This is a genomic window from Chromobacterium haemolyticum DSM 19808 (genome assembly GCF_000711885.1).
Taxonomy (GTDB): domain Bacteria; phylum Pseudomonadota; class Gammaproteobacteria; order Burkholderiales; family Chromobacteriaceae; genus Chromobacterium; species Chromobacterium haemolyticum.
In genome coordinates, this window is record NZ_KL543995.1 from 161,969 (window position 1) to 187,064 (window position 25,096).

Below are 25,096 nucleotides of genomic sequence, written 5' to 3' on the forward strand. Positions count from 1 at the left end.
CTCCGCGCTTATTGCGCCGCCGAGGCGCGGCGTTTGCCGGCCGCGCCGCTGCCGTCGCGTTTGTGGCGTCCGTTTTTGCCAGCGGCCTGGGCGGCCTGGAGGTTTTGCGCGGCGCGGTCCACCACCGTGACCTTGGCGCCGTCGCGCAGTTTGTCCAGGCCGTCCACCACCACGCGCTGGCCGGGCTTCAGGCCTTGTTCGATGACGACGATGTCGCCGACGCGCGCGCCGGCGCTCACCTGGTTCAGGCTCACGCTGCTATCCGCGTTGACGGTATAGACATAGCTGCCCGCCTTGCCCAGCTGCACAGCGGCGGCGGGCACGGTGACGGCGTTTTCCTGTTCGCCCAGGCTCAGGCGCACATTGACGAATTGATTGGGGAACAGGGCCTCGTCGGCGTTGGCGAAGCGGGCCTTGAGGTTGACGGTGCCGGTGCTGGTGTTGAGCTGGTTGTCTATGGCCTGCAATTTGCCGTCGGCCAGCTTGTTGCGGTTGTCGCGGTCCCAGGCTTCCACCGCGAGGCCGGCTTGGGCGCGGCTGGCCCGCAATACCGGCCCCAGGCTGACTTCCGGCACGGAGAACAGCACGTTGATGGGCTGGGTTTGGGTAATCACCACCAAGCCGTTGGCGTCGCTGGCGTGGACGATGTTGCCCGGGTCCACCTGGCGCAGGCCGGCGCGGCCGGACACCGGCGCGGTGACGCGGCTGTAGCTGAGCTGCAGCCGGGCGTTGTCCACCGCGCCCTGGTCCAGCTTGACCGTGCCCTGGTACTGGCGTACCAGCGCCGCCTGGGTGTCCACTTGCTGTTTGGCGATGGAGTTCTGTTCCAGCAGTTGGCGGTAGCGGTTCAGATCCAACTGGGCGTTTTGCAGCAGCGCCTGGTCGCGCAGCAACTGGCCTTCGGCCTGGGCCAGCGCGGCCTGGAATGGCCTCGGGTCCAATTCCGCCAGCAACTGGCCTTGTTTGACCGGCTGGCCTTCTTCGAAATGCAATTTGTCCAGCTGGCCGTCCACGCGGCTGCGCACGGTGACGGTGTAAGTGGAATTGACGGTGCCCAGCGCGCTGATCTGCAAGGGGACGTTCTGCCGCTGCGCGGCGGCCACGCCCACGGCCGCCGGCGGCGCGGCGCGGCGTTGGCCCGCGGGGTCCGCGGCCGTGTGTTGCCGCCACCACCAGCCGCCCAGCGCGAGCGCGACGATAAGGCCCCAGCACAGCGGAGAGCGGTAAAAAGGGCGGCGAGGGGCGGCGGATTGGGTCACGGCGGGGCTCCAGGAGTGCGGCGTTGGAGCGGCGAGGGCCGCTCCGGATCGTTCAAAGGCGACCGCCGACATGGATGGGCGGTGAGGGGCGCCGCAGCAGGCCGAGGGTCGATGCTTACGGCATTATGCGCTCCTTGTTTGAACCGGGCTTTGCTTGCGCCGGCGATTGTATGTCGAATTGTTGCAAGACTTGTCGAAATGTAAGGTGCGGGCGGGTGGCGGCGAAATGCCAGGCCAGTTGTTGCGCGCGCTGGCGATAGGACGGTTTTGACAGCATGCGCCGCAATAGAGGCGGCAGCCGGCCGGTTTCGATGTGGTGGCGGCGCAGCATGACGCCGGCGCCGTAGGCTTCGATATGCCGCATTGCCAGCAGCTGGTCCATATTGGACGGGATGCCGATCACCGGGCGGCCTTGTTGCAGCGCCTGGTAACTGGTGGGGCTGCCGCCATTGCAAATCACCAGGTCCGCGCGGGCGGCGGCGGCCTCGCCGGGCAGGAAGTCGGCGCTGAACAGGCCGGAGCGCTGCGGCAGCCGCTGGCGGCGGCCGGTGCTCGCGATGACTTGCAGCCCTTCGCCCAGCAGTTGATCTATCAGGGTGGGCAGCAGGGCCAGATTGCCGGAGGAACCCAGCGACAGGTAGACGGTGGGGCGGTCTTGCAGTTGCGGCCACCAGTCCGGCAACGGGCCGCCCGGCGACCAGGTGACCGGGCCCAGATAGTGGTGGTGGGCGGGCAGCGGGCCCAGCGGCACCAGCTCCGGCGAATCGTAGTACAGCACTTGATCGCCGTGGCTCCAGGCTTCGAAGCAATTGGCGAACGGGGCCAGGCCGTAATGGGCTCGGGCGCGGTTGAGCGAGCGCGCCAGCAAGCGGGTGGCCAGCGGGGTGATCCAGCGCATCAGCGGCGTCATCACGGGCAGGCGGTGCAGATTGATCTTGGCCAGCTCCGGCACCGGCAGCGGCTCCGGCCGGCGGTGGGGGCTCCAGTAAGCGTTGATCAGGTTGATCAGCGGTTTGCCGGAGAGCGCGGCGCTGATGCCCAGCGAGTGGCGGAAGTCCCCGACGATGATGTCCGGGTCCAGGCGTTCGATCAGGCGCAATTCTTCTTCGGCGTATGCGATGATTTCCTCGCGGCGGTACAAGGCCTTGCCGTTGTCCACGGCGTGAAGAAAATCTTCGCAGCTCTTGGTGAGCAGCGGATGGTAATGGATGTCCTGGCGTTGGTAGAGGTAATCGAAGCGCGGCGCGGCGGCCAGATGGATATCGTAGTCCGAGGCGGGCAGCGCGGCGGCCAGCGTATAGGGGCGGGCGACATGGGCCAGGGTGACGGCCTCGCCGACGAAGAGGATTTTCTGCTTGCGTGGGTTCATGGCGGTTCTTGGGAGATGGGAGAGGGAGGCAAGGCCGTCCGGCGGGGCCGGACGGCGCGGGGCGGGCCTTAGAACGTGTTTACGATCTCGCCCTTGCTCGCGAGTCTTTGAACCGGTTCTTGGCCTTTGTGGACCTGGACACGCCACAGTTCGCGTCCGCGCGAGGCGCGTGTCATCGCGCGGCGGCCGTGCAGGCTGTTGTAGTTGTCGATCAGCACTAGATCGCCGTCGTGCCAGTCGTGCTCAATCAGGTTTTCCGGCGCGTAAGCCCGTTCCAGCAATTCTTGGACCAGGTTGGGGTAGTCGTCGGCGCGTTCTTCCACGTCGACAAAGAACTTTTGCAGTTCGGAGTTGCTGTTCTCCTGGAAACGCAGCACCGCTTCGCCGGTGTCCGGGTGGGTTTCCACCAGCGGATAGACGCGGGCGTCGCCGCCGAAATAGGTGAACTTGGTGTGGTAACGGATTTGCAGCCGCTCCCATTCGGCCAGCGTGGCCGTCGGCACTTGGCGCAGGATGTTGCGCGCGTCCACCAGCGTGGTCTGGCCTTCGCCGTGTTGCGGCGCTGTCTTGCAATACAGCGCGAACAGGCTGGCGCTGAAGCGCGGGTTCTTGCGCACGAACTCATTGTCGGCTGGCAGCATGCTCAAATCCCAGTGCAGCGGCAGCTCCTCGAAGGAGTGGACGAAGCCGTCGGCGTCTTCCTCCGGCTTGACCTTGTGCACCGCGCCGAACTGCCAGATGTAAGGGGTGCCGAACTGGGCGCTGAAGTCGATCAGATTGCCCTCGTCCTCCACGGCGAAGCCGCGCAGCGCGACGAAGCCGAAGAGCTGAGCCAAGCGGGTCAAGGCCGGGCGCGGCAGCGACAGGCAGTTGGCGCCGGGGCGGCGGTTTTCGATCAACAGGCCGAAGCGGCCGGCCAGCATGACCGATAGTTCGCAACCTTCCCATTCCGCGCCGGTTTGTTCCAGGTAGAGCCAGGGGTGGCCGGCGAAGCTCACCGCCTTGGCGCGGCGCGCGTCCTGCGCCTGGCGCTTGGAGACCAGCTCGCCGCGGCCGGCCAGGTTCAGCAGGTAGACGCGGTGCCAGGGCAAGGCCGCCTCGGCTTGGGCCGGCGACAGGCGGATGGGGAATTTGCCGCCGGGCGAGCCGGATGGGTGGATGGTCAACCGGATGGCTTCCGGGAAGTGTTCGGCCAGCATCGCGTCCAGCGCGATGCCGCGCCAGGCCAGGCGCAGCGCTCGTTGCGGCCAGTCTTCGGCCTCGGCGATGCCGCGCGCCGCATTGTCTTCGCGCAGCAGGCCCAGCCATTGCGGCTGACGTCCGGCCTGGTTTTCCGGCAGCGGCTGGGAGAAGTCCGCGGCCGCGGCGGGCAGGTAGCGGCGCAGCACGCTTTCCGCGCGGTCTCGCTGGCGGTCGAAGCCGGGCTGGACGCTGGCGTAGTCATGCCAGCGCAGCACCGGGCTGGCGTAGAGCGCGCGCAGCCGGCGGTGGTAGTCGTTGGCCGTGTCGCGCGGGATGTCCAGCAGGTCGTGGAAGCTCAGGCCGTCGCTGAACAGCTCCAGCGCGCAACCGGCCGGGTAGACGCGGCCGACGGCGCGGCACAGTTGGTCCAGCTGTTCCAGCGCCGCGTATTCGGCGTAGTCGGGGCGGTCGGACGCGGTTTTGTCGCGGGTGTTGGGGGATTTCAGCGGAAAGCCCGGCAGCAGCAGTTGCAGCGGCTGTTGCCGGCGCACGAAGCGCTCCACTTGAGCGCTCAGCGCCTGGCGGTAGGACTCAAGCTGCGGGTGGTCCGCATCGCCCTGGAAGGCGTCGAGCAAAATGGAGACGATGGAAGCGACAAGGGGTTCGTTTTGCATGGCGATACTCGAGATGAACAATAAGGGGAGGGGCTTCAGGCGGCGGTGGCGATGAAGTGGCTTGGCCGGCCGTCGACAAAGACCAAGGCGGACTGGTTTTCGTCGATGTCGCTGCGCTTTTTCAACATCACGCCGTGCTCGTGCTTGATCGCGGCCGCGTGCCAGGGCGTCAGCCAGGCATCGACGCTGTCCACCAGCCGCACGCCGATCTTGGACGACACGCGAAATTGCGGATGGATGGACAGGCGCAAGCTGTCTGGAAACGCGCGTTCCAGCAGCCGGCTCCAGGCGTTGCTGCGCTGAATCACTCGATAGGCGTTGGCGCGCGCCATTTTCTGCAAACTGGTCTTGCTGTGGCCGGCAAAGCGCTCCATGCCTTGCGCGTCCTCGAACAGGAAGCGGGTAATGCCCTGGTACATCGCGCGCATCGCAGGTTCGTCCTGGCATTGGCGTTTGATCTGCTCGATGGAGTCGCTGTAAAGAATCAGCAATTCTTCGCGCTGCGAAACCAGGTCGCCGATATAGCTGAAGTGATCTTTCAAGTCGTAAAAGCGAAAGCTGTCTCCATGGCGCTGCCGCGCATAGCGAATCAAGTCGTCCATATAGGCGGCGACTTCCGCGTCCGGGATATACACCACGTCGGAAAAACAATATCCGTCCGAACAAATGGCGACTTGAGCGCCCGGCGGGTAGATGCTTTGAATGTCTCTGCAAAGCTGATGCAGATTATCCATCGCGTGGCGCTCGGCCAAATCGGGCATCGCGCCCAGGGTTTTATTGCGATTGGGCGATTTGCCGGGGAAGGCAGGCAGAATCATTTGCAGCGGCTGGCGGCGGGTTACGGCGGCTTGAATCTTGGGAAGGTGAGGGGCCATTTCCGCGTCCAGATCTTCCGTTGCGGTTAGATCCTCCGGGTGAATGCGGCGCAGTTTGAAAACCAGCCCCAGTATTTGCCGGGCCAGATCCGCCGCGGAAACTCCAAATGGGTGAAAAACAGGGTCGACAATGGCGTTCATGGTTTATCTCAATTGGTTGTGGAATCAAAAGCGATGGAATTGCCACTTGCCCGCGTTCATACGCGAGCGTTTTGCTTATCGTTATGTGGTAACCAAAATAATGGAAAGAACACGATTTGCTTTTAGTAAGCGTGGCCATTTTATGGCAGATGCCGAGAGTGGGCGAACAAATTAGCCGCTATAGAGTTATGAGCAATCGTTATATTGATATGGCGAAGGGATTGAACGAATAAGGAGGGGGCGGTTTTTTATTCGATTGGATTAGTATTTTATTCAGTGCGGGGGTGTGAAAATTGTAAATACGATTGTGACGGTGTGTGATGTTTTATTTGTTTTAATTTGGATTAAATTTAAATTTATCTTTGTATGACAAGGTTTTATTTGTCATTTTTGCAAATGAGATTCATTACTGTTTGTAAACGGGGCAAGACGGCTGTCGACTGTGAGTTTTCCCATGAAACCACGGTGCGACGACTCGGTCGCGCCGCGCTTTAAACCGCGTGCTGGAGCGGGCGGGACGGGTGAAAACTGTATGATTCCTGCGACAGATCCATCGCGAGGGGCTTGCGGGGGCGCGTCACAGGCTCTTGGTCGCAGTCCAACCGGGTGCGATATTCCTTTGCGAACATGACATTTTCGTTTTTTAAGCCCCAAAGCCATGTTTGACTAGTCAACAGTCGTGGTTGCTGTCATTCTTTTGCGTTTCGATTACGACTGCCTGTCGTTGCGACAACAGGCCGCCGGCTGGCCGCAGCGAGCCGAAAGCAATGTCGCCGAGCAGGCGCACTTGAGACAAAGAGATGGAAAAAAAACAAGAGAGCCAAGAGCTTAGGCGCACCTTGCAGGCGCGCCACCTGTCGATGATCGCCATCGGCGGCTCCATTGGCACCGGCCTGTTCCTGGCCTCCGGCGCCACCGTGGCGTCGGCCGGCGCCGGCGGCGCCTTGATCGCCTACGCCCTGATCGGCCTGATGGTTTACTTCCTGATGACCAGCTTGGGCGAAATGGCCGCCTTCATGCCGGAGTCCGGCTCCTTCCAGGTTTATGGTTCGCGCTTCGTCGATCCGGCCTTTGGTTTCGCCCAGGGTTGGAACTACTGGTACAACTGGGCCATCACCGTGGCGGTGGAGTTGGCCGCGGCCGCCATCATCATGCATTACTGGTATCCGGCGGTGCCCGGCATCGTCTGGAGCGCCGGCTTCCTGTTGATCATCTTCGTGCTCAACTATTTCTCGGTGAAGGGCTTTGGCGAGGCCGAGTTCTGGTGCTCGATGCTCAAGGTGGCCACCATCGTCGCCTTCATCATCATTGGCTTTTTGATGATCTTCGGCATCATGACCGACCCCAACCCGCAGCGCATCGCGCCGGGTTTGTCAGTGATGCAGCAGGGACAAGGCCCGTTTGTGGGCGGCCTGGCCGCTTTCGTGGGCGTGGCCATGATCGTGGGTTTCTCCTTCCAGGGCACGGAGTTGATCGGCGTCGCCGCCGGAGAATCCGCCAATCCGGGCAAGACCATCCCGCGCGCGGTGCGGCAGATTTTCTGGCGCATCCTGATGTTCTACATGCTGTCCATCCTGATCATCGGCCTGATCCTGCCGTACAACGATCCGCTGCTGCTGAAGAATGATATGAAGGACGTGGGCGCCAGCCCGTTCACTCTGGTGTTCAATCGCGCCGGCTTCGCCATGGCGGCCAGCCTGATGAACGCGGTGATCCTGTCCGCCATCCTGTCCGCCGGCAACTCCGGCATGTACGCGTCCACCCGCATGCTGTACACCATGGCGCGCAACAAGATGGCGCCCAAGCGCTTTGCCGAGCTGTCCAGCAACGGCGTGCCGCGCAATGCCTTGTACGCCACCAGCGTGATCGCCGCGCTGTGCTTCTTGACCTCGCTGTTTGAAACCAACGCGGTCTATCTGTGGCTGCTGAATTCCTCCGGCATGACCGGCTTCATCGCCTGGTTGGGCGTGGCCATCAGCCACTACCGCTTCCGCCGCGCCTATGTGAAGCAGGGCCATGATCTGGCCGACCTGCCTTACCAGGCCAAGTGGTTCCCGCTGGGGCCGCTGTTCGCCTTCGCCCTGTGCCTGCTGATCATGCTGGGCCAGAACTACGAGGCCTTCATAGGCGGACATATCGACTGGAGCGCGGTGATCGCCACCTACCTGGGCATTCCGCTGTTCCTGGCGCTGTGGCTGGGCTACAAGTTCAAGCACAAAACACGGATGGTGGCGCTGGAAGAGATTGATTTCAGCGAGGCGCTGGTCAAGGCTCGTTCCTTGCGCCAAGAGAACGAGAACGGCAAGCTGGCCGCCGCCACGCGCTGATCCGTTGTGAATTCTGCCGGCCTTGGGGCGGCAGTGAGTCAAACAGCCCGGCATTGCCGGGCTGTTTTTCGTAAGAGACTGATTGTTATGGATTCCGCGCGGGAAAGAGGCGCGCGCTCGATGCGCCGGAACCGGGGAGGGGCGCCGGAGTCCGAGCGAGAGCCGGTTGCAATATTGATGAATTGTGTAATATGGCGGCTGGCGCCGTGCCCGCGGCCGTTCTCGATCTGAATTTGATGGTTTCGGAGTCATTCCACCATGCAGTTGCTGACAATATTCATAACAAAGTTTCTGTTTGTGATGGCAGCCTTGCTGCCGATCATGAATCCTCCGGGGCTGGTGCCCATCTTCATCTCGATGACGGCGCGCAATACGCCGCAGCAGCGCCGTTACCTGGCGCGCCGCATCGCCATGTATTGCGCCTTGCTGCTGCTGGGCAGCATGTTCACCGGCGGCTATGTGCTGTCTTTCTTCGGCGTATCGCTGCCGGTGGTGCAATTGTCCGGCGGCCTGCTGATTACTTTCGCCGCCTGGCGCATGCTCAACGACGCGCCGCCGGAGAGCAGCCCCACCTCCACCGATCAGCCCATACAGGCGGAAAACCACGACGCGCTGAAGCAGCGCGCCTTCTATCCGTTGACCTTTCCGCTAACGGTGGGGCCGGGCTCCATCTCGGTGGCCATCACCATGGGCGCTTCGCTGACCGATACCGGCAAGGGCATCGTCAAATACGCGATCTCGCCGCTGGCCGGCGGCTGCGCGGTGCTGGTGTGCAGCGTGCTGGTCTATCTGTGCTACCGCCACGCCGACAAGCTGCTGCGTTATCTGGGGCAGACCGGCTCGGTGGTGTTTCTGCGGCTGTCCGCCTTCATCCTGCTGTGCCTGGGGGTGCAGATCATGTGGGACGGCTTCGGCGCCTTGATTGTCCAATTGGCGCAGGACGTGCTGCCGCACAAGTGAGCGGGATGATTGGACATCTTTTGATGTGAGGCAAATGCCGCATAGGCCAAAATAAGCATACTGCGCTTATGACAAATGTCTTAAGAACAGGAGCTTGCCATGGCGACCAGCGCTTTCTTCATCCCCTGCGTCAATCTGATGGGGGCGGGCTGTCTGCAACAAGCCGTTGAGACCATGCGCGGTTACGGCTACCGCAAAGTATTGATGGTGACGGACACCGGCTTGGTGAAAACCGGCCTGGCCGGCCGCGTCACGGAATTGCTGGGCGACGTCGGCATCGCCACCGTACTGTTTGACGGCGTGCACCCCAATCCCACCACCGCGAATGTGGGCGCCGGCCTCGCGCTGCTGCGCGAGCACGATTGCGACGCCGTGGTGTCGCTGGGCGGCGGCTCGCCGCACGACTGCGCCAAGGGCATCGCGCTGGTGGCCGCCAACGGCGGCAAGATCCAGGATTACGAGGGCGTGGACAAGTCCGCCAAGCCGCAACTGCCGCTGGTGGCGATCAACACCACGGCCGGTACCGCCTCGGAAATGACCCGCTTCTGCATCATCACCGACGAGTCCCGCCACATCAAAATGGCCATCGTGGACAAGCACACCACGCCGGTGCTGTCGGTCAACGATCCGGAAACCATGGCCGGCATGCCGGCGTCGCTGACCGCGGCCACCGGCATGGACGCGCTGACCCACGCGGTGGAGGCTTACGTTTCCACCATCGCCACGCCCATCACGGACGCCTGCGCCTTGAAGGCGGTAACGCTGATTGCCGGCCACCTGCGCCGCGCGGTGCGCCACGGCCTGGACATGGAAGCGCGGGAGCAAATGGCTTACGCGCAGTTCCTGGCCGGCATGGCCTTCAACAACGCCTCTCTGGGCTATGTGCACGCGATGGCGCACCAGTTGGGCGGCTTCTACGATCTGCCGCACGGAGTATGCAACGCGGTGCTGCTGCCACATGTGCAGGCTTTCAACGCCAAGGCGGCCGGCCAGCGTCTGGCCGACGTCGGCGCGGCGCTGGGCGTGGCCGCCAACGCGGAAGCGGCGATCGCCGCCATACGCCAATTGGCCGCCGATGTAGGCATTCCGGCAGGATTGACGCAGTTGGGGGTCAAGGAAGAGGATATTCCGGAGCTGGCCGCCAACGCCTTGAAGGACGCTTGCGGCCTGACCAATCCGATCCAGGCCAGCCATGAAGAAATCTGCGCGATCTTCAAGGCCGCGCTGTAATAGCATGGCCGCGGTGCAAAACACCGCGGCTTAAGACCCGCTAACAAAACCCCTGATCCTGCGTTGCGCCTCCTTGCCGTACTCAAGTACTGCCAGCGTCGGCGGGCCTTGGCTCAGGTTCTCTGCGAGGTTTTGTTAGCGGCTCTAAGAGCCTGTTCAAAGTCTCGCTCTAGCTCGCAAGACTTTAGAACAGCTTCTAATGGCGGCCCAGCCGCCTTTTTTTGACCATTAAATATCGTAATACGATATTTCTGACGACGCCGCACCGCCTCCGCCGCCAGATGAAATTAAGGAGTGACGCAATGGACGCAACAATCCGCCTGTTGCCGGTGAGCGAATACCGGCCGGGCCTTGAAAACGCTTTTCTGATTGAGGAAACCTGGCCAAAGGGCCTGCCGCGGCAGGCGCTGGACGCCGGCCACTGGCTGAAAAGCGTGGCGCCGGCGCCCGGCCTGCTTAACTGGCTGCGTCAGGATGAACGCCATTGGCCCACATTCTGTGAAGTGTATTGGGCCGATTTGGCGGCAAACCCGCAGCGCTGGTGGCCGCTGTGGAAGGCCAGCCGCAGCGGCGGCCTGGTGCTGCTGCACGCCGGCGGCGGCGAGAGGCAGCCGGCGCAGGCCTTGGCGCAGTTTCTGGGCGACAAGTTGGATGAGATAAAACGCATCGAGGCGGGGGAGCTGGCTTCACCGGTGTGCTACCGCGCTTTGCTGGATGGCTGAGCCGGAGGAGGTGCCCCGCGTGTCTGGCCCCCAGAGCTTTTCCAAGCAGGATTTCGAACGTCTGGCGGATTTCCGCTACCGCTTGCGCCGTTTCCAGCGTTTTAGCGAAGAGGCGGCCCAGCGCCATGGCATCACCATGCTGCAATACCTGCTGTTGTTGCAGATCAAGGGCTTTCCAGGGCGGGACTGGGCCACGGTGGCCGAGCTGGCCGAGCGGCTGCAGTCGCACCACCACAGCGTGGTGGGTCTGATCAGCCGCTGCGAGCAGCAACAACTGGTGGCGCGCAGCCCGGGGCGGGACGACCGCCGCTGCGTGGAAGTGCGGCTGACGCCCAAGGGCGAGGCGCTGGCGGAACGCCTGGCGCGCGAGCACCGCGAGGAGTTGCAGGCCCTGCGGCGGCTGGGCGACGTGCTGTCCCTGGACCACCTGCTGCAAGCTCAGGATTGACGCCGGCGCGGTAGATTTTGCCATGGCGCTCTGGCATGATTTTGACATTGCTTTGGCGTGCGGAGACATCCCGTGAACATATTGTTGGTGGAGGACGACCTGGCATTGGGCGAGGCGCTGGGGCAGGCCTTGCGCCAGGCCGGTTTTCGCACCGTCTGGGTGCGGAGGCTGAAAGAAGCGCGCACCTTTCTGGCCGATGAGCCGCAGGACGCCTTGCTGCTGGATCTGGGGCTGCCGGACGGCGAGGGCCTGCATTTGCTGCAGGAGTTGCGCGGCAACGGATCGACGCTGCCGGTGATCATCCTGACCGCGCGCGACGCGCTGGAGAGCAGGCTGACCGGCTTGCACAACGGCGCCGACGATTATCTGGTCAAGCCTTTCGCCATTCCGGAACTGCTGGCCCGGCTGCAGGCGGTGACCCGGCGCAGCAGCGGCTTCGTGTCGGCCAATTGGCAGATCGGCGATTTATGCATCAACGCCGACACCCGCGAGCTGTCGATGAACGGCGCGGCGGTGGCCTTGTCGCCGTCGGAATTCGCGCTGATATTCGAACTGGTGCGCAAGGCCGGCAAGGTGGTTAGCCGCGAGCACCTGGTGGAGCATCTGTGCTGCGAGTCCGACAACGCGCTGGAGGTGCATGTCCACAATTTGCGGCGCAAGCTGGGTTCGGACTGGATCCGCACCATTCGCGGCGTCGGCTATCTGTTGCCCAAGCCGGCATGATCATTCCCTCGCTGGCGCGGCGTTCGCTCTACCGGCGGCTGTTATGGACCAGCCTGAGCTCCCTGCTGGCGGTATGGCTGGTCCTGTTCGCCTGGTTTTACTGGGAAGTGACCCGAGTGGGGTCCGGCTACCTGGACGGGGATCTGCGCGGACTGGCGCGCACGCTGGCCACTGTGTACAGCGCCGACGTCAAGCCTGGGGAGCGCGTGCGCATCGTCGATCAACTGATAGGCCAGTTTGGCCATGGCTATAGCGAAAAGCCGCCGCTGCGCAGCGAGCTGGCCTACCGCATCGTCGACAAGCGCCAGCATTTGCTGGCGGTGTCCAATACCTGGCCGGAACTGGCGCAGCCTGTCAGTGCCGACGCGCCGGCCAACCAGGGGCGCTGGCGCATCCTGGTGGTCGACGCCGCCGATGCGCCGGTGCAGGTGCAGCTGGCGGTGGCGCGCAGCTTCGTGCAGCGGGTGCAAGCCGAGATCTTGGTCTTCTTTCTGATGCCGCTGATCGCGGCGGTGCCCATCATCATGTTGCTGCTGCGCGTCGGCTACGGCCGCGCCTTGCAGCCCTTGGCGACGCTGGCCACCACCATTACCTCGCGCGATGTGCAATCGACGGCGCCGCTGGCCTGCGCCGATCCCGAATACCAGGAACTGCGGCCGGTGTTCAATTCCGTCAACGAGCTGTTGTCGCGGCTGGCCACCTTTCGCGAAGGAGAGCAGCGCTTCTTCGCCGACGCCGCGCACGAACTGCGCACGCCGCTGGCGGCGATTGGCGCGCAAGTGCATTTGCTGGCGCGGGCGGAGTCCGAGCAGGAGAGGGCGGCGCTGGCGGCCTTGCTGGACGCCAGCATAGGCCGCAGCGGCGAACTGGTGGGCAAGCTGCTGACGCTGTCGCGGCTGGACGCGGAGTCGGCGCGGGTGCGGCCGGTGTCCTTCGACCTGGCGGCGTTAGCGCGCGCGGCCTTGGCGCGGCATGTGCCGCGGGCGATGGAGCGCAACATCACCCTGGCTTACGACGGCGCGCAGACGGCGGCTTGCTGCGGAGACGCCAGCGCGATGGACAGCTTGCTGGATAATTTGCTGGATAACGCCATCCGTTACTGCCCGGACGGCGCGTCCATCAATGTGGAAGTCAGCGAGGGGTTCTCCAATCTGCGGCTGGCGGTGCTGGACGACGGTCCGGGCATCGAGCCGCAGTGGCGTGAGCAGGTGCTGAAGCGTTTTGTGCGCCTGCCCGACAACACCGTCACCGGCAGCGGCCTGGGGCTGGCCATTGTCAAGCGGGTGGTGGAGCTGCACGGCGGCAGCCTGCTGTTGACCGATGGCCTGCACGGCAACGGCCTGGGGGTGGAAATCCGCCTGCCGCGCCGCGCCGCGCCGGAGGCCCCGGCCGCGGAGCGCGGGGCGCAGCCGGCATAGCTCAAGGCGTGGTCTTGTCCGCGCCCTCCCAGCCGCCGCCCAAGGCGGCGATCAGATTGGCCGCCGCCAGCAGCTGCTGGCGGCGCGCGCCTTGCACACCTTGTTCCGCCTGAAGCTGCGCCAGCTGTGCGCGCCATTCCGCCTGGCCGTCGCTGAGGCCCACGCCGCGAGCGTCGCGCTCGGCGCGCAAGCGGCGGCTGGCGTCCACGTATTGCCGCTGCTTGGCTTCCTGGTCCGTGCCGGCGAAATGGGCGGCGGCGGCCGCGTCTTCCACCTCGTACACCGCGCGGGTGACCGCGCCGCGCCAGGCCGCGTATTGTTCTGCGGCGGCAAAGTGCGCGCGCTGGGCTTCGGCTTTGCGCTTGCCTGCGTCGAACAGCGGAATGTCTAGCTGGGGCAACAGCGACCAGTTCAGCACCTTGCTGCCGCGCAATGCGGACCAGCTGCCGGCGCTGATGCCCAGGCCGCCATTCAGCGTCAGCGACGGCCAGCGAGCCGCCTCCGCCTCGTCGATGCGCGCGCGCGCGGCGTCGTAGCGGGCCTGGGCCGCGCTGAGGTCCGGCCTGCGTTGCAGCAGCCGGGCCGGCACTTCGCCGCCCACTTCCGGCAGCCTGAGTTCGCGCAGCGGCCGCGCCGGCGGCAAGCCGCAGGCGTTCGGCATCTGGGCGGCCAGCTGGCACAGGCTGCGTTCTATCCGCTTCAGCGCGTCGCCTTGCTGGGCAAGCAGGCGGGCGGCTTCGCTGGCCTCGCTGTCCGGTTCCAGCAACTGTCTACCGCTGGCCAGGCCGACGCGGCGTTTGGCGGCAACCCCGGCCAGCAGGCGCTGGCGCAGCCGCGCGGCCTCCCGGAGCAGTTCGATGTCGGCGGCCAGCTCCGCCCGCGTCAGCCACAGTTCCGTGGTCTGCCGCGCCAGGCTCAGGCCCAGCGCGTCGAGGTCGCCGCCGCTGGCCTTGAGATCGGCGCGGCCGGCGCGGACCGCGGCGCTGACCCGGCCGCGCAAGTCCACCTCATAGCCCAGCGCCAGCCGCGTGCTGTAGCGGGTGCTGGGGTTGGCGGTGTCTTCGCCCACTTCGCCCAAATCGAACTTGGACAGCTTGCGCCGCTCCACCGATTGTTCGAAGTCCAGCTTGGGGTAGCGGTCTGCGTTGAGCACGCCCAGTTCGGCGCGCGCGGCGTCCAGCCGCGCCAGGCTGGCGGCGAGGTCGATGTTGCCCTCGCGCACCGTCGCGATCCACCGGCTGAGGCCGGGATCGCCGAAACCGTCCCAGGCTTGGGCGTCCGGCGCATGGCCGGGCAGAGCCTGGCTGTAGCGCTCCGGCAGCGCCGGCGCGGGGCGCGAAGGTTCCATCCCGGCGCAGCCGCCAAGCGCCAGGAGCAGGAGCAGAGCGATGGGCCGCATCATGGTTTGCCCGCCTTGTCTTGTCGGGAGATGCGCACCAGCACCCGCTGGCCAATGCGGATTTCCGGCGCGTCCACCAGCGCCAGCACGCATTCAATCACCCGCACATCTTGTTTCTCGTTGGGGTCGTCGTTGTCCGGGCGGTTGCCGAACACCTGGCCCAGCCGCAGCACCTTGGCTTTGTAGACCTTGGTTTCGTCCGCCTCCAGCGTCACTTCCGCCGCCTGTCCGGGCGTTACCACGCTGACGTAACGTTCTTCCAGGTCGGCGCGGACGATGCGCGGCCCGTTGGGGGCGAACATGAACAGCGGCGTCACGTTCAGCGTGGAGGTGCCGTCGCCGGGGCGGGCCTGACGGCGGATGATGCGCCCGGCCAGCGGCGCGCGCACCACGTGCTGGTCCACTTCCAGTTTGCTGGCGGCCACTTGCGCGTCGGCGGTGGCTACCGCCGCCTGCTGACGAGCCAGTTCGGAGGCGCTGAGCCTGACCTGATTGCGGGCGTTGTCTTTTTCCTGTTTGGACACCACCTCGTCGCCGCTTAGCGCGGACACACGTTGCAGCTCGCGCTGAGCGATGGCGTGCTTGACCTGCAGCAGGGCCAGCGCTTGCCGCGCCTCGTCGCGCTCCTGCTCGCGCACCTTCATCGCCAGATTGGCTTCGCGGTCGTCGATCCGGGCCAGCACCGCGCCGGGTTTGACCTCGGCGCCTTCCTCCACGGACACCTCTCGGATAATGCCCGCGCGCGGCGCGGCGATATTGATCACTCCGCCTTCTATGCTGACGCGGCCCTTGGCGATGGCGGCCCAAGGGGATTGCTGAACCGGCGCGGGAGGAGGCGGTTCGGAACAGCCGGCCAGCAGCAGGCCCAGCGCCGGCAGCAGGGCTAGCCGGCAAGAATTTTTGGAGTGGGCTCGGAAAACCGCCGCGAGTGGTTCGAGAGCGCGGAGCAACGCAGCCATCGGGCCGCGTAGCGGGTTTTGCGAGGTCCCCTTGGACGCGTGGCTGCTCATGCTACCTCCATCGGCGTGTTATGGACGCGCAGATCCTTGACCACCTGGCCGTCTTCCAGGGTGATGACGCGGTCGGCGTGCTTGATCAGGCGGTTGTCGTGGGACACGCCCAGCACCGTGGTGCCTTGTTCCTGGGCGATCTGGTGCAAGAGGTCGATCACCACTTGGCCGTTGTGGCTGTCCAGCGCGCTGGTGGGCTCGTCGGCGAACATCAGCCTGGGCCGCTTGACCAGCGCGCGGGCGATGGCGACTCGTTGTTTTTCGCCGCCGGACAGCTCCATCGGCCGCAGCTTGGCGCGCGGGCCCAGGCCCACCAGCTCCAGGGCTTCTTGCGCACGTTTCTCGGCTTCGGCCTTGGTGATCTTGGGGCCGTAGTTCAGGGGCAGCAGCACGTTTTCCAGCGCGGTCAGCGAGGCGAACAGGTTGAAGCCCTGGAATACGAAACCGCAATGTTCCAGGCGGAAGCGGCTCAATTCTTCTATGGACCGCTTGGTCAGCTCCTGCCCCAGCGCGGTGACGCGGCCGGAGCTGGGCGGCAGTAGGCCGGAAAGCACGGACAACAAGGTGCTTTTGCCGGATCCGGAGGGGCCGATGATCAGGGTCAGTTCGCCGGGCAAGATGGACAGCGAGATATTGGTGAGCACGGTTTGCTCGGTCTTGCCGTTGCTGAACGAGCGGTTCAGGTTTTCGCCGACGATGGCGGGAGAGGCGGACATGAAAGTCTCCTTATCGCAATAGGGTAGAAGGCTCGGCCTGGTTCAGCGCGCGCAGCGCGGACAGGCCGGAGAGCAGAGCGATGCCCAGCACCAGGGTGCCGGTGGCCACGCATCCCCACAGCGGCACCTCCAGCGCGATGTGGGCGTGACGGGCGGCGGCCACCAGCAGCGCGCCGACCACGGCGGTGATCACCTGGCCGGCCAGGCCGACCCAGAACGATTGCTCCAGAATCACGGCGCGCAAGGCGGAGGAGGACACCCCCAAAGCCCGCAAGGTGGCGTATTCGCGCAGCGCGGCGACGATGGCGGCCATCAGCGTTTGGCTGGTGATGACGATGCCGACCAGCAGGCCCAGCGCGGAGGAAAACAGGAAACCGGAGCCGGCGCCGGACTCGAACAGCCAGTAGGTTTGCGACTGAGCGGAGAATTCCTCCGCGGTCCAGACCTGGAACGGTTTGAAGCTGCCGCTGGGTTGCAGTTGGTCGCGCACCTGCTCGGCGCGGTTGGGGTCGCGCAGCCGCGCCAGGAAGTAGTCGGTGGCGTCGTTGCGCAGATTGGGATCGATGCGGCGGGCGGTGTTCAGCGAGGTCAGGATGTTGGCGCCGCCCATTGCGCGCATACCGTTGACGGTGCCGCCGATACGCACCCGCTTGCCGCTGAGCTCGGCGTAATCGCCTATCTTGACCCCCAGTTTTTCCAGGTCGCTTTCATCCACCAGCACGGTGCTGGGCACCGTCAGTTCCTGGCGCAAGGCCGGGGTCAGCAGGGTGGCGAAAGTCATCGCCTGCGGCCGCGGGTCAATGCCGATCAATACCGCGCTGAGTTTGCCGCCGCCGGGCCGCTGCCAGTCCGCCATGGTCCAGGTGAAGCGTTCCACCGCGGTGACTTCCGGGTGCGCCCACAGGTTGTTCTCGGTTTTGCCGGGAATGGGGCGGGCCAGGTCCACGCTCTGGGTGGCGGGGTAGCCCACCCAAAGGTCGGCGCTGGAGCGGTCGATGTAGACGCCTATCGAACTGAACATGCCGAGGAGCAGGCTGAGTTGCACCTGAACCAGCAGGCCGGCGAATGCCACCGCCAGCACCGCGGGCAGAAAGCGGCGCCACTCGTAAATCAGCGAGGCGCGAGCGAGGGAGACCATGGTCAGGTCTCCACGCTGGGGCCGGACAGGCGGAGGGGATGAGTAGGCTGGGGCATGACTGTCTCCGGAATGAAATGGAGGCAGTATGCCCATTCCTGCTTAGGGTTTTCTGAGCGTTGCCAATGGTAATTAAGGGAACGGCGGCGAATAGGATTTTGGCCGATTAATACCACTGGTATTGGTTCGGACGTTGAATTTAAATGTCGCGCCAATAAGCCCCTGTTCTTATTGCTTGCTCAGACTCTCCTCAGTTTTCTTTTTTATGACCGCAAATTTTATTTTTCATTAAAGGATTTTACAAAAAATAATGACTTTGGCATCGGTGTGTCAATAAAGATACATTATAAAAATCAATAACTTATGTCGTTGTGTATATTTTTTCTCCAGATCTGTGGAGGTAAATCAACCAACTGCAAGAAAGCGCTAAGGAAATGCTAAGATTTCAACGTCATAATTTTACAAAACCGGATTTGGCAGCTTGGTTGGTAAAGATTTTGTCAAGTTTTTATCGCGGTTTTTAATGTGGTTTGGGTAATGGGCAGCAGGCGCGTGCGACGTTTGGTCGGGCGCGAATTCGATCCAGGCTTTGCGTGCGGGACCGGATTTAAAGAAAGGCAGTCGACCCTGGCCGTGCGGCCGGCGATTGCGCTTCCCGGTTGGTGCGCGGCGGCAAGCGAATGATGCGAAACAGCAGGTTCACCGCGGGAGGAGCAATGAGCAAGACCTTATCGAGCAGGATTGGACCAGGGACGTTGGATATCGCGATTGTGGGCATGGCCAGCCACTTTCCCGATGCGGCCACCTTATATGATTTCTGGACCAATATCGTCGACAAGAAGGATTCCCTGACCGACATCGACCAGAAAGACGGCGATGAATACTGGCGCAAGGAAGACTATTACAGTGCGGACCCGAGCGCCGCGGACAAAACTTACGGCCACCGCGCCGGCTTCGTGCCGGCCATCGATTTCGATCCGGTGGAATTCAAACTGCCGCCGCTGATGCTGGAGTCCATCAGCACCGCGCAAATCTTCGCGCTGCACGTGGCCAAGCAGGCAATGCTGGACGCCAGGCTGGTGGGCGAGGACGCGCTGCCGGTGGACAAAGACCGGGTGGGGGTGATTCTGGGCGGCGCCGGCAACGGCAACACCTCGTTCTCGCTGGCTTTCCGGCAGCAGGAGCCGTACCTGCGCAAGGTGCTGAACCACGCGGGCCTGCCGGGCGCGGTGGCCGACGAGGTCATCGATCGCGTCAATCACCTTTACCTGGAGTGGAATGAGGACAGCTTCCCCGGCTTCCTCGGTAATGTCGCCTGCGGCCGCATCGCCAGCTATTTCGATCTGGGCGGCACTTCTTACATGGTGGACGCCGCTTGCGCCAGCAGCCTGGCCGCGATCAAGGCGGCGGTGGGGGAACTGGTGGACGGCAGCTGCGACGTAGTGCTGACCGGCGGCGTCAACCTGGAAAACTCCATCTTCTCCTTCCTGTGCTTCAGCAAGACTCCGGCCTTGTCCAAGAGCAACCTGTCGCGTCCCTTCGACGAATCTTCCGACGGCATGATGCTGGGCGACGGCGTCGGCTTCCTGGTGCTCAAGCGCCTGGAAGACGCCGAGCGCGACGGCGACCGTATCTACGCGGTGATCAAATCGCTGCAGGCTTCCAGCGACGGCCGCGCCAAGAGCATTTTCGCGCCGCGTCACGAAGGTCAGGTCAAGGCGATGCGCCGAGCCTATGAGCGCGCCGGCATCTCGCCGGCGGAAATTCAGTTGGTGGAGGCGCACGGCACCGGCACCCAGTCCGGCGACGAGACCGAGATCAAGAGCCTGCGCGCGGTGTTCGAAGCCGGCGGCGCCCAGCCCGGCTCGGTGGCCATTGGCAGCGTCAAATCGCAGATCGGCCACACCCGCTGCGCCGCCGGCGCGGCGGCGATGATGAAGGCGGCGCTCAGCCTGTACCACAAGGTGCTGCCGCCCACCATCAACGTCAGCCAACCCAGCCGCGAACTGGCGGACAGCGCCAGCCCCTTCTACGTCAACATCGACAGCCGGCCGTGGTTGAGCCCGGTGAGCGGCGCGCCGCGCCGCGCGGCCTTGAGCGCTTACGGCTTCGGCGGCACCAACTACCACGCCATCATGGAGGAGCACCAGGCGCGGCCGCAGGGCGATTTCCGTCTGAACCTGCGCCCGGAAGTGGTGTTGTTGCACGCGGACGGCCCGGAACAACTGCTGGCGCTGGCCGAGCACAAGCTGGAGTCCTTCCGCGCCGCAGACGCCGGCTATCAGTTCCGCCTGCATCAAGGCGCCGCGGCGCGGGCGCCGGCCAATTCCGCGCGCCTCGCCTTCGTCGCAAGCTCGGCCGAACAGGCCGCCGGTTTGCTGGACGAGGCGATCAAGCTGCTGCGGGCGCGTCCGGATCAGGACTGGGAGCACCCGCTGGGCATTTATTACAAGCGCGAGGCGGCTCCGTTGGCCGGACGCGTGGTGGCCTTGTTCCCCGGCCAGGGCGCGCAGTACGTGAATATGGGCCGCGATATCGCCAACGATTACCCGGCGATGCGCGAAACGCTGGAAGGTCTGGACGCCGCGGCGCACGCCGACGGGCTGCCGTTGCCGTCCGCGTCCATCTTCCCGCCGCCGGCCTTCGACGCGGAAACGGCGGATCGCCAGATGGCGGAACTGACCCAGACCCGCACGGCGCAGCCGGCGATCGGCGCGATCAGCGCCGGCTACTACAAACTGTTGAGCGGCCTGGGCCTGCGTCCGGACTTCCTGGCCGGCCACAGCTACGGAGAAGTGACCGCCTTGTGGGCCGCCGGCGTGCTGAGCGACGAGGACTTCTACCGGACGTCGCTGGCGCGCGGCGCGGCGGTGGCCAGCCCGGTGCCGGGCGGCGAGCCGGGCGCGATGCTGGCGGCTTCGCTGCCGGAGAGCGAGGCCAGCGCGGTGCTGGAACGCTTCCCGGAGCTGGTGGTGGCCAATTACAACTCGCAGCAGCAACTGGTGTTCGGCGGTGCCAGCGACATCATCCGCCAGGCCCATGAGTTTCTGAACGAGCGCAAGGTGCGCAGCCAAGTGCTGGCGGTGTCCGCGGCCTTCCACACCGACTTCGTGCGCCACGCTTGCGCGCCGTTTGAAGCCAGCTTGGCTGGGATTCCGTTCCAGGCGCCGCGGGCCGCGGTGTACTCCACCGCCAGCGGCGAGCGCCACGCCGACGACCCGGCCAAGATCAAGCAGTCGCTGATCAGCCAACTGGTCAGCCCGGTGCGCTTCCAGCAAACCATAGAACGCATTCATCAGCAGGGCGGTTACTTGTTCGTCGAGATCGGTCCCAAGGGCATCTTGGGCAAGCTAGTGGCGGACATTCTCAAGGACAAGCCGCACGCGGTGGTGTCGCTGAACCCCAGCGCCAACGGCGAGGAAGCCCTGCAATTCAAACGCGCGCTGGCGCGGCTGGCGGTGGAGGGCGTGGAGCTGAGCTCCACCGATCCGCAGGCGGCCTTGCCCTTGGCCGCGGCGCCGAAGAAAAAGTCGCTGACTTACAAGATGAGCGGCGGTTTCTTCTACTCGGAGAAAGCCAAGCAGCGCCGCGCGCACGCCATGCGCAAGGATACGCGCGTCATCGACGCCTTCATCGACGAGCGGCTTGCCGCCAGCTCGCCGCCGCTGGCGCCGGAGACGGAGCGGGATAGTAGGGTAGTGGTGGAAACTTTGGTCGACAACAGGGACGACATGATGTGGCTGGAGCCCATCCATGTCATAAGCGGAGAGGGAATCATGCAACGCAGTAGCTCGGACAACGAAGTATTGAGCGTATTGGACGCGCAGATCCAGGCGCAGAACATGCTCAGCCAGGTGCATCAGCAGTTCCAGCTGAATCAGAAGGATTACATCCAGCTGCTGGATTCGCTGATGACCAAGCAATACACCTTGCTGGAGAAATTCCAGGGCAGCCAGCAATTGACGGAGGTGGTGGCCAGCCTGGGCCAGAGCCTGCAGCTGCTGGACAAGAATCAGGAACTCTACCACGTTAATCACGAGCACTATTTTGACAACCAGCAAGCCTTGCTGGGCGCCGATGTCGCCGCGCGCGGCGGCCAGGTGGCCGCGCGTCTGCAACAGCGCGCGCCGCTGGAAGTGAGCTTGCCGACCCCGCGCGCAGCGGTGGAATTGCCGGCGGCCGCTCCCCTTGCGCAGCCTGCCGTCGCCCCTTCCGCGCCGGTGGCCGCCGTGACCGAGGTTCAGGCGCCCAAGCCGAAGCTGCAGGACATCCCGCAAGCCGTCGCCCCGGCCGCGCCGGCTCCGATGGCCGCGCCCGCTCCTGTAGCCGCCGCGCCGGCCGCCGTCGCGATCAGCGCCGAAGACCAGGCCCTGATTCAGCGCTTCGAGGCCTTGACCGAGGCTGACCTGATCAAGCAACTGATCGACATCGTCAGCGACCGCACCGGCTACCCGGCGGACATGATCAATGAAGAAATGGACCTGGAAGCGGACCTGGGCATCGATTCGATCAAGCGCCTGGAAATCTTCGGCGCCATGTTCGACCAACTGTCCGCCGAAGTGCCGCACTTCCAGGACATGGAAAAACAGAAGGACATGGAAACCTTCGACATCGACGCCTTCAGCAACATTCGCAAGATGGGCGGCTTCTTCAAGCAAACCATCTCCGAACTGCTGACCGAACTGAAGCAGGGTTCCGCCGCCGCGCCGGCCGCGGAAGCCGCTCCGGCTCCGGTGGAAGCGCCGGCCCCGGTTTCCAGCGAACCCGCCTTGCACGAAACCCCGGCGGCGGAAGCCAAGCCCTTGCGTCAGCTGGGCGTGGTGTCGTCCACCAAGAAACTGGTGGCCGACGTTGCCGTGGAGGACTCCGCAGCAAAAAAATCCCTAGCTGAGCCCCGGGAGACGGCATCTGCCCTCGCTCAGCAATCCCCTGTAAGTGATGCCCATACGGTAACCGCGTCCATCCATCGTTTTCAGGCGCGGAAACAGGCTTTGCCCAAGCCGGACCTGCTGGAGCTGGCCGCCGGCCGGCTCTGGCTGCTGACCGACGACGGCAAGGGTTTAAGCGAAGAAGTGGCCAAACAGCTGCTGGCCCACGGCCAACAGGTGGCGCGGCTGGTATTCAAGTGGCAGCAGGCCAAGGGCCAGCGCAAGGCGATCAAGCACGTGAACGACTACGTGTTGGAACGCGCCGACGAGCTGGCGCTGGAGGACGTGCTGTCGCGCATCGCGGTGGCCGAAGGGCAGGTGGGTGGCTTCATTCATCTGCAGGCGCCGGCCGGCAACGTCAAATCGCTGGCCAACGCCTTCCCCGCAGCCGAGTACGACACCGCGCAAGCGCTGTTCCTGCTGGCCAAGCTGCTGCAGCCAGCGTTGGCGCAGCCCGGGCCGGGACGCGCGTGCTTCTTCGTGGCCAGCCAGCTGGACGGCGAGCTGGGCACCGCCCGGCGCGCCGCCTTCCCGGTGGCCGCCGCTGGCGTCAGCGGCCTGAGCAAGGCGCTGAACATAGAGTGGGAAGATGTGTTCTGCCGCACGGTGGACTTCGATCCCAAATGCGGCAAGAGCGCCATCGCCGCGATGTTGCTGGAAGAGCTGCGCGACGTGCAGTCCGACGTGGCCGAAGTGGGCCGCGGCGTCAAGGGCGAGCGGATGACGCTGGGCTTCGAGGCGGCGCCGACCGATCCTCAGGCCGTGGCCAATATCGACGCCAAGACCGTGTTCCTGGTCACTGGCGGCGCGCGCGGCATCACCGCCGAGTGCGTGATCGCGCTGGCCAAGCGTTATCCGGCCCGCTTCGCGCTGCTGGGCCGCACCCGCATCGACGCGCCGCTGCCGGAGTGGGCGGAAGGCGGCGGCGAATTGGCCGAGCTCAAGGCGCGCGCCATCCGCCACCTGCAGCAGCAGGGCGAGACGGTGACGCCGGTCAAGGTGGACGCCTTGCTCAAGGACGTGCTCCAGCTGGCCGAGGTGCGCGCCACCATCGCCAGTATCGAGCAGGCCGGCGGCCAGGCCATCTATCTGGCTTGCGACATCGGCGACGCCAAGGATGTGGCGCGGGCGGCTGCGGAGGCGCAGCGGCAGCTGGGGCCCATCCGCGGCATCATCCACGGCGCCGGCAACCTGGCGGACAAGCGCATCGAGAAAAAGACCCCGGCGGATTTCCGTTCGGTGTTCCACACCAAGGTGAAAGGGCTGGAGAACCTGTTGGCGGCGGTCAAGCCGGACGGCTTGCGCCACCTGGTGCTGTTCTCTTCGGTGTCGGGCTTCTTCGGCAACGCCGGCCAGACCGATTACGCGATGGCCAACGACGCGCTGAACAAGTTCGCCTACCTGTACCAGACCCTGTACCCGAAACAGCAGGTGCGCAGCATCAACTGGGGTCCGTGGGACAGCGGCATGGTCAACGACGTGCTGAAGAAGGCCTACGCCGACCGCGGCCTGGCCATCATCCCCACCTCCGTCGGCGCGCAGTTTTTCGTCGACGAGTTCGCCGCCGGCCTGGTGCCGCAGGTGATCGTGGGCGGCGGCAGCTACAAGGTGGGGCGCAAGCAGAAGACCCTGCCGGCGCTGACCCGGGTGGAGCGCGAGCTGGACCCGGCCGTCAACGGCTTCCTGGCCGATCACGTGGTGGGCGGGCAGCCTGTGCTGCCGGCCACCGCCGCGGCCGGCTGGATGGTGCAGCTGTGCGAAGACCTGCTGCCGGGCTACCGGCTGGAGACGCTGACGGACTTCCGCGTGCTCAAGGGCGTGGTGTTCGACGCCGGAGAGCAGCGGCGCTTCATCGCCGAACTGAGGCCGGTGGACGAAGCCGGCGGCAACGGCGACCGCCACACGCTGGACGTGAGCATCTTCAACCAAGTGGACGGCGCCGCGCTGAACCGCTACCAGGCGCGGGTGACCATGACCCGGCTGGCGGCGGAGCAGCCGGCGGACGGGCCGAAGGCGCCGACCGGCGCGCCGCTGGAGCATCCGCCGCTGTACGGCGACATGCGCGACGGCGCCTGGCTGTTCCATGGCCCGGCCTTCCGCGGCGTACAGACCTTGTTCCGTCTCGACGGCCAGGGCCTGCAAGCGGGCGGCCGGCTGGCCGCCGCGGCCGGACAGGGGCAGTTCCCGGTGAACTCCTTCAACCCCTACCTGGCGGACGTGGCGTTGCAAACGCCGCTGGTCTGGCTGATGTCGCAGTCGGACAAGGCGGGGCTGCCGCTGCAGATCGCCGAGTGGCGGCAGTACGCGCCGCTGGCTTTCGACCAGGCCTTCTATCTGAGCATGGCGGTCACGGCGCAAACCGCGACCACTCTGCTGGCCGACGTCATCGTCCACAGCGCCGACGGCAAGGTGTACAGCAAGCTTTCCGGCTTGCAGTTCACCGTGTCGAAGAAGCTGCGGCAGTTGATGTGCGACCCGGAGGCCAGTGTGGCGGTGTGACGCGAGCAAGGCCGCGCCCGCGGGCGCGGCCGGTCCTACAGCCGAGGCGCGGCGGCGGAGCGTTCGCCTGACCGCCGCCGC

16 protein-coding genes are annotated in these 25,096 nt (G+C 64.9%); 8 read left to right on the forward strand and 8 right to left on the reverse strand.

All coding sequences use genetic code 11. From position 1 onward, the window contains the following. Positions 1–8: 8 nt before the first annotated feature. The 4 genes from BR71_RS20435 to BR71_RS20450 all read right to left on the reverse strand — a co-directional run bounded on the left by BR71_RS20435 (position 9) and on the right by BR71_RS20450 (position 5,500). Positions 9–1,259: an MdtA/MuxA family multidrug efflux RND transporter periplasmic adaptor subunit gene (locus tag BR71_RS20435; protein WP_043641625.1), complete on the reverse strand. Its 1,251-nt coding sequence runs from the start codon at positions 1,257–1,259 to the stop codon at positions 9–11. Between the two features lie 115 nt (positions 1,260–1,374). Beyond that, complete coding sequence (locus BR71_RS20440; RefSeq protein WP_052370921.1) at positions 1,375–2,628, reverse strand: glycosyltransferase; 1,254 nt, start codon at positions 2,626–2,628, stop codon at positions 1,375–1,377. A 68-nt stretch (positions 2,629–2,696) separates the two neighbouring features. After that, positions 2,697–4,484 (reverse strand): L-tyrosine/L-tryptophan isonitrile synthase family protein, encoded by a 1,788-nt coding sequence (locus BR71_RS20445; protein WP_043641627.1) that lies wholly within the window; start codon positions 4,482–4,484, stop codon positions 2,697–2,699. A 35-nt stretch (positions 4,485–4,519) separates the two neighbouring features. Further along, positions 4,520–5,500, reverse strand: a complete 981-nt coding sequence (locus tag BR71_RS20450) for an isocyanide synthase family protein (RefSeq protein ID WP_052370923.1) — start codon at positions 5,498–5,500, stop codon at positions 4,520–4,522. Between the two features lie 800 nt (positions 5,501–6,300). On the opposite strand from BR71_RS20450, the gene BR71_RS20455 reads away from it, so the two are divergent. From BR71_RS20455 to BR71_RS20485, 7 genes are all read left to right on the forward strand, one after another. After that, the gene (locus BR71_RS20455) at positions 6,301–7,827 is read left to right on the forward strand and encodes an amino acid permease (protein WP_043641628.1); all 1,527 of its coding nucleotides are present in this window, start codon (positions 6,301–6,303) and stop codon (positions 7,825–7,827) included. A 258-nt stretch (positions 7,828–8,085) separates the two neighbouring features. Then, positions 8,086–8,787, forward strand: a complete 702-nt coding sequence (locus BR71_RS20460; protein ID WP_043641629.1) for a MarC family protein — start codon at positions 8,086–8,088, stop codon at positions 8,785–8,787. 99 nt (positions 8,788–8,886) lie between these two features. After that, positions 8,887–10,017 carry an L-threonine dehydrogenase gene (yiaY, locus tag BR71_RS20465; protein WP_043641630.1) on the forward strand — a complete coding sequence of 377 codons (1,131 nt, stop codon included), beginning with the start codon at positions 8,887–8,889 and terminating at the stop codon, positions 10,015–10,017. Positions 10,018–10,319: 302 nt separating this feature from the next. Continuing rightward, positions 10,320–10,739 (forward strand): DUF488 domain-containing protein, encoded by a 420-nt coding sequence (locus tag BR71_RS20470; protein ID WP_052370924.1) that lies wholly within the window; start codon positions 10,320–10,322, stop codon positions 10,737–10,739. 19 nt (positions 10,740–10,758) lie between these two features. After that, positions 10,759–11,187 carry a MarR family transcriptional regulator gene (locus tag BR71_RS20475; protein WP_043641965.1) on the forward strand — a complete coding sequence of 143 codons (429 nt, stop codon included), beginning with the start codon at positions 10,759–10,761 and terminating at the stop codon, positions 11,185–11,187. Positions 11,188–11,259: 72 nt separating this feature from the next. Continuing rightward, positions 11,260–11,910, forward strand: a complete 651-nt coding sequence (locus BR71_RS20480; RefSeq protein WP_043641631.1) for a response regulator — start codon at positions 11,260–11,262, stop codon at positions 11,908–11,910. Further along, positions 11,907–13,328 carry an ATP-binding protein gene (locus BR71_RS20485; RefSeq protein WP_043641633.1) on the forward strand — a complete coding sequence of 474 codons (1,422 nt, stop codon included), beginning with the start codon at positions 11,907–11,909 and terminating at the stop codon, positions 13,326–13,328. Before BR71_RS20480 ends, BR71_RS20485 begins: the two co-directional genes overlap by 4 nt. A 1-nt stretch (position 13,329) precedes the next feature. On the opposite strand, the gene BR71_RS20490 is transcribed toward BR71_RS20485, so the two are convergent. The 4 genes from BR71_RS20490 to BR71_RS20505 are packed head-to-tail and all read right to left on the reverse strand — an operon-like array spanning position 13,330 to position 17,591. After that, positions 13,330–14,730, reverse strand: a complete 1,401-nt coding sequence (locus BR71_RS20490; RefSeq protein WP_162179243.1) for an efflux transporter outer membrane subunit — start codon at positions 14,728–14,730, stop codon at positions 13,330–13,332. Continuing rightward, the gene (locus BR71_RS20495) at positions 14,727–15,737 is read right to left on the reverse strand and encodes an HlyD family secretion protein (protein WP_208854919.1); all 1,011 of its coding nucleotides are present in this window, start codon (positions 15,735–15,737) and stop codon (positions 14,727–14,729) included. The genes BR71_RS20490 and BR71_RS20495 overlap by 4 nt, the downstream gene beginning before the upstream one ends. Then, entirely contained in the window at positions 15,734–16,453 is a 720-nt protein-coding gene (locus tag BR71_RS20500) for an ABC transporter ATP-binding protein (RefSeq protein WP_043641636.1), read from the reverse strand. The genes BR71_RS20495 and BR71_RS20500 overlap by 4 nt, the downstream gene beginning before the upstream one ends. A gap of 10 nt (positions 16,454–16,463) precedes the next feature. Then, positions 16,464–17,591 carry an ABC transporter permease gene (locus tag BR71_RS20505; RefSeq protein ID WP_043641637.1) on the reverse strand — a complete coding sequence of 376 codons (1,128 nt, stop codon included), beginning with the start codon at positions 17,589–17,591 and terminating at the stop codon, positions 16,464–16,466. A 752-nt stretch (positions 17,592–18,343) separates the two neighbouring features. On the opposite strand from BR71_RS20505, the gene BR71_RS20510 reads away from it, so the two are divergent. Further along, complete coding sequence (locus BR71_RS20510) at positions 18,344–25,015, forward strand: type I polyketide synthase (protein WP_208854920.1); 6,672 nt, start codon at positions 18,344–18,346, stop codon at positions 25,013–25,015. Positions 25,016–25,096 lie beyond the last annotated feature (81 nt).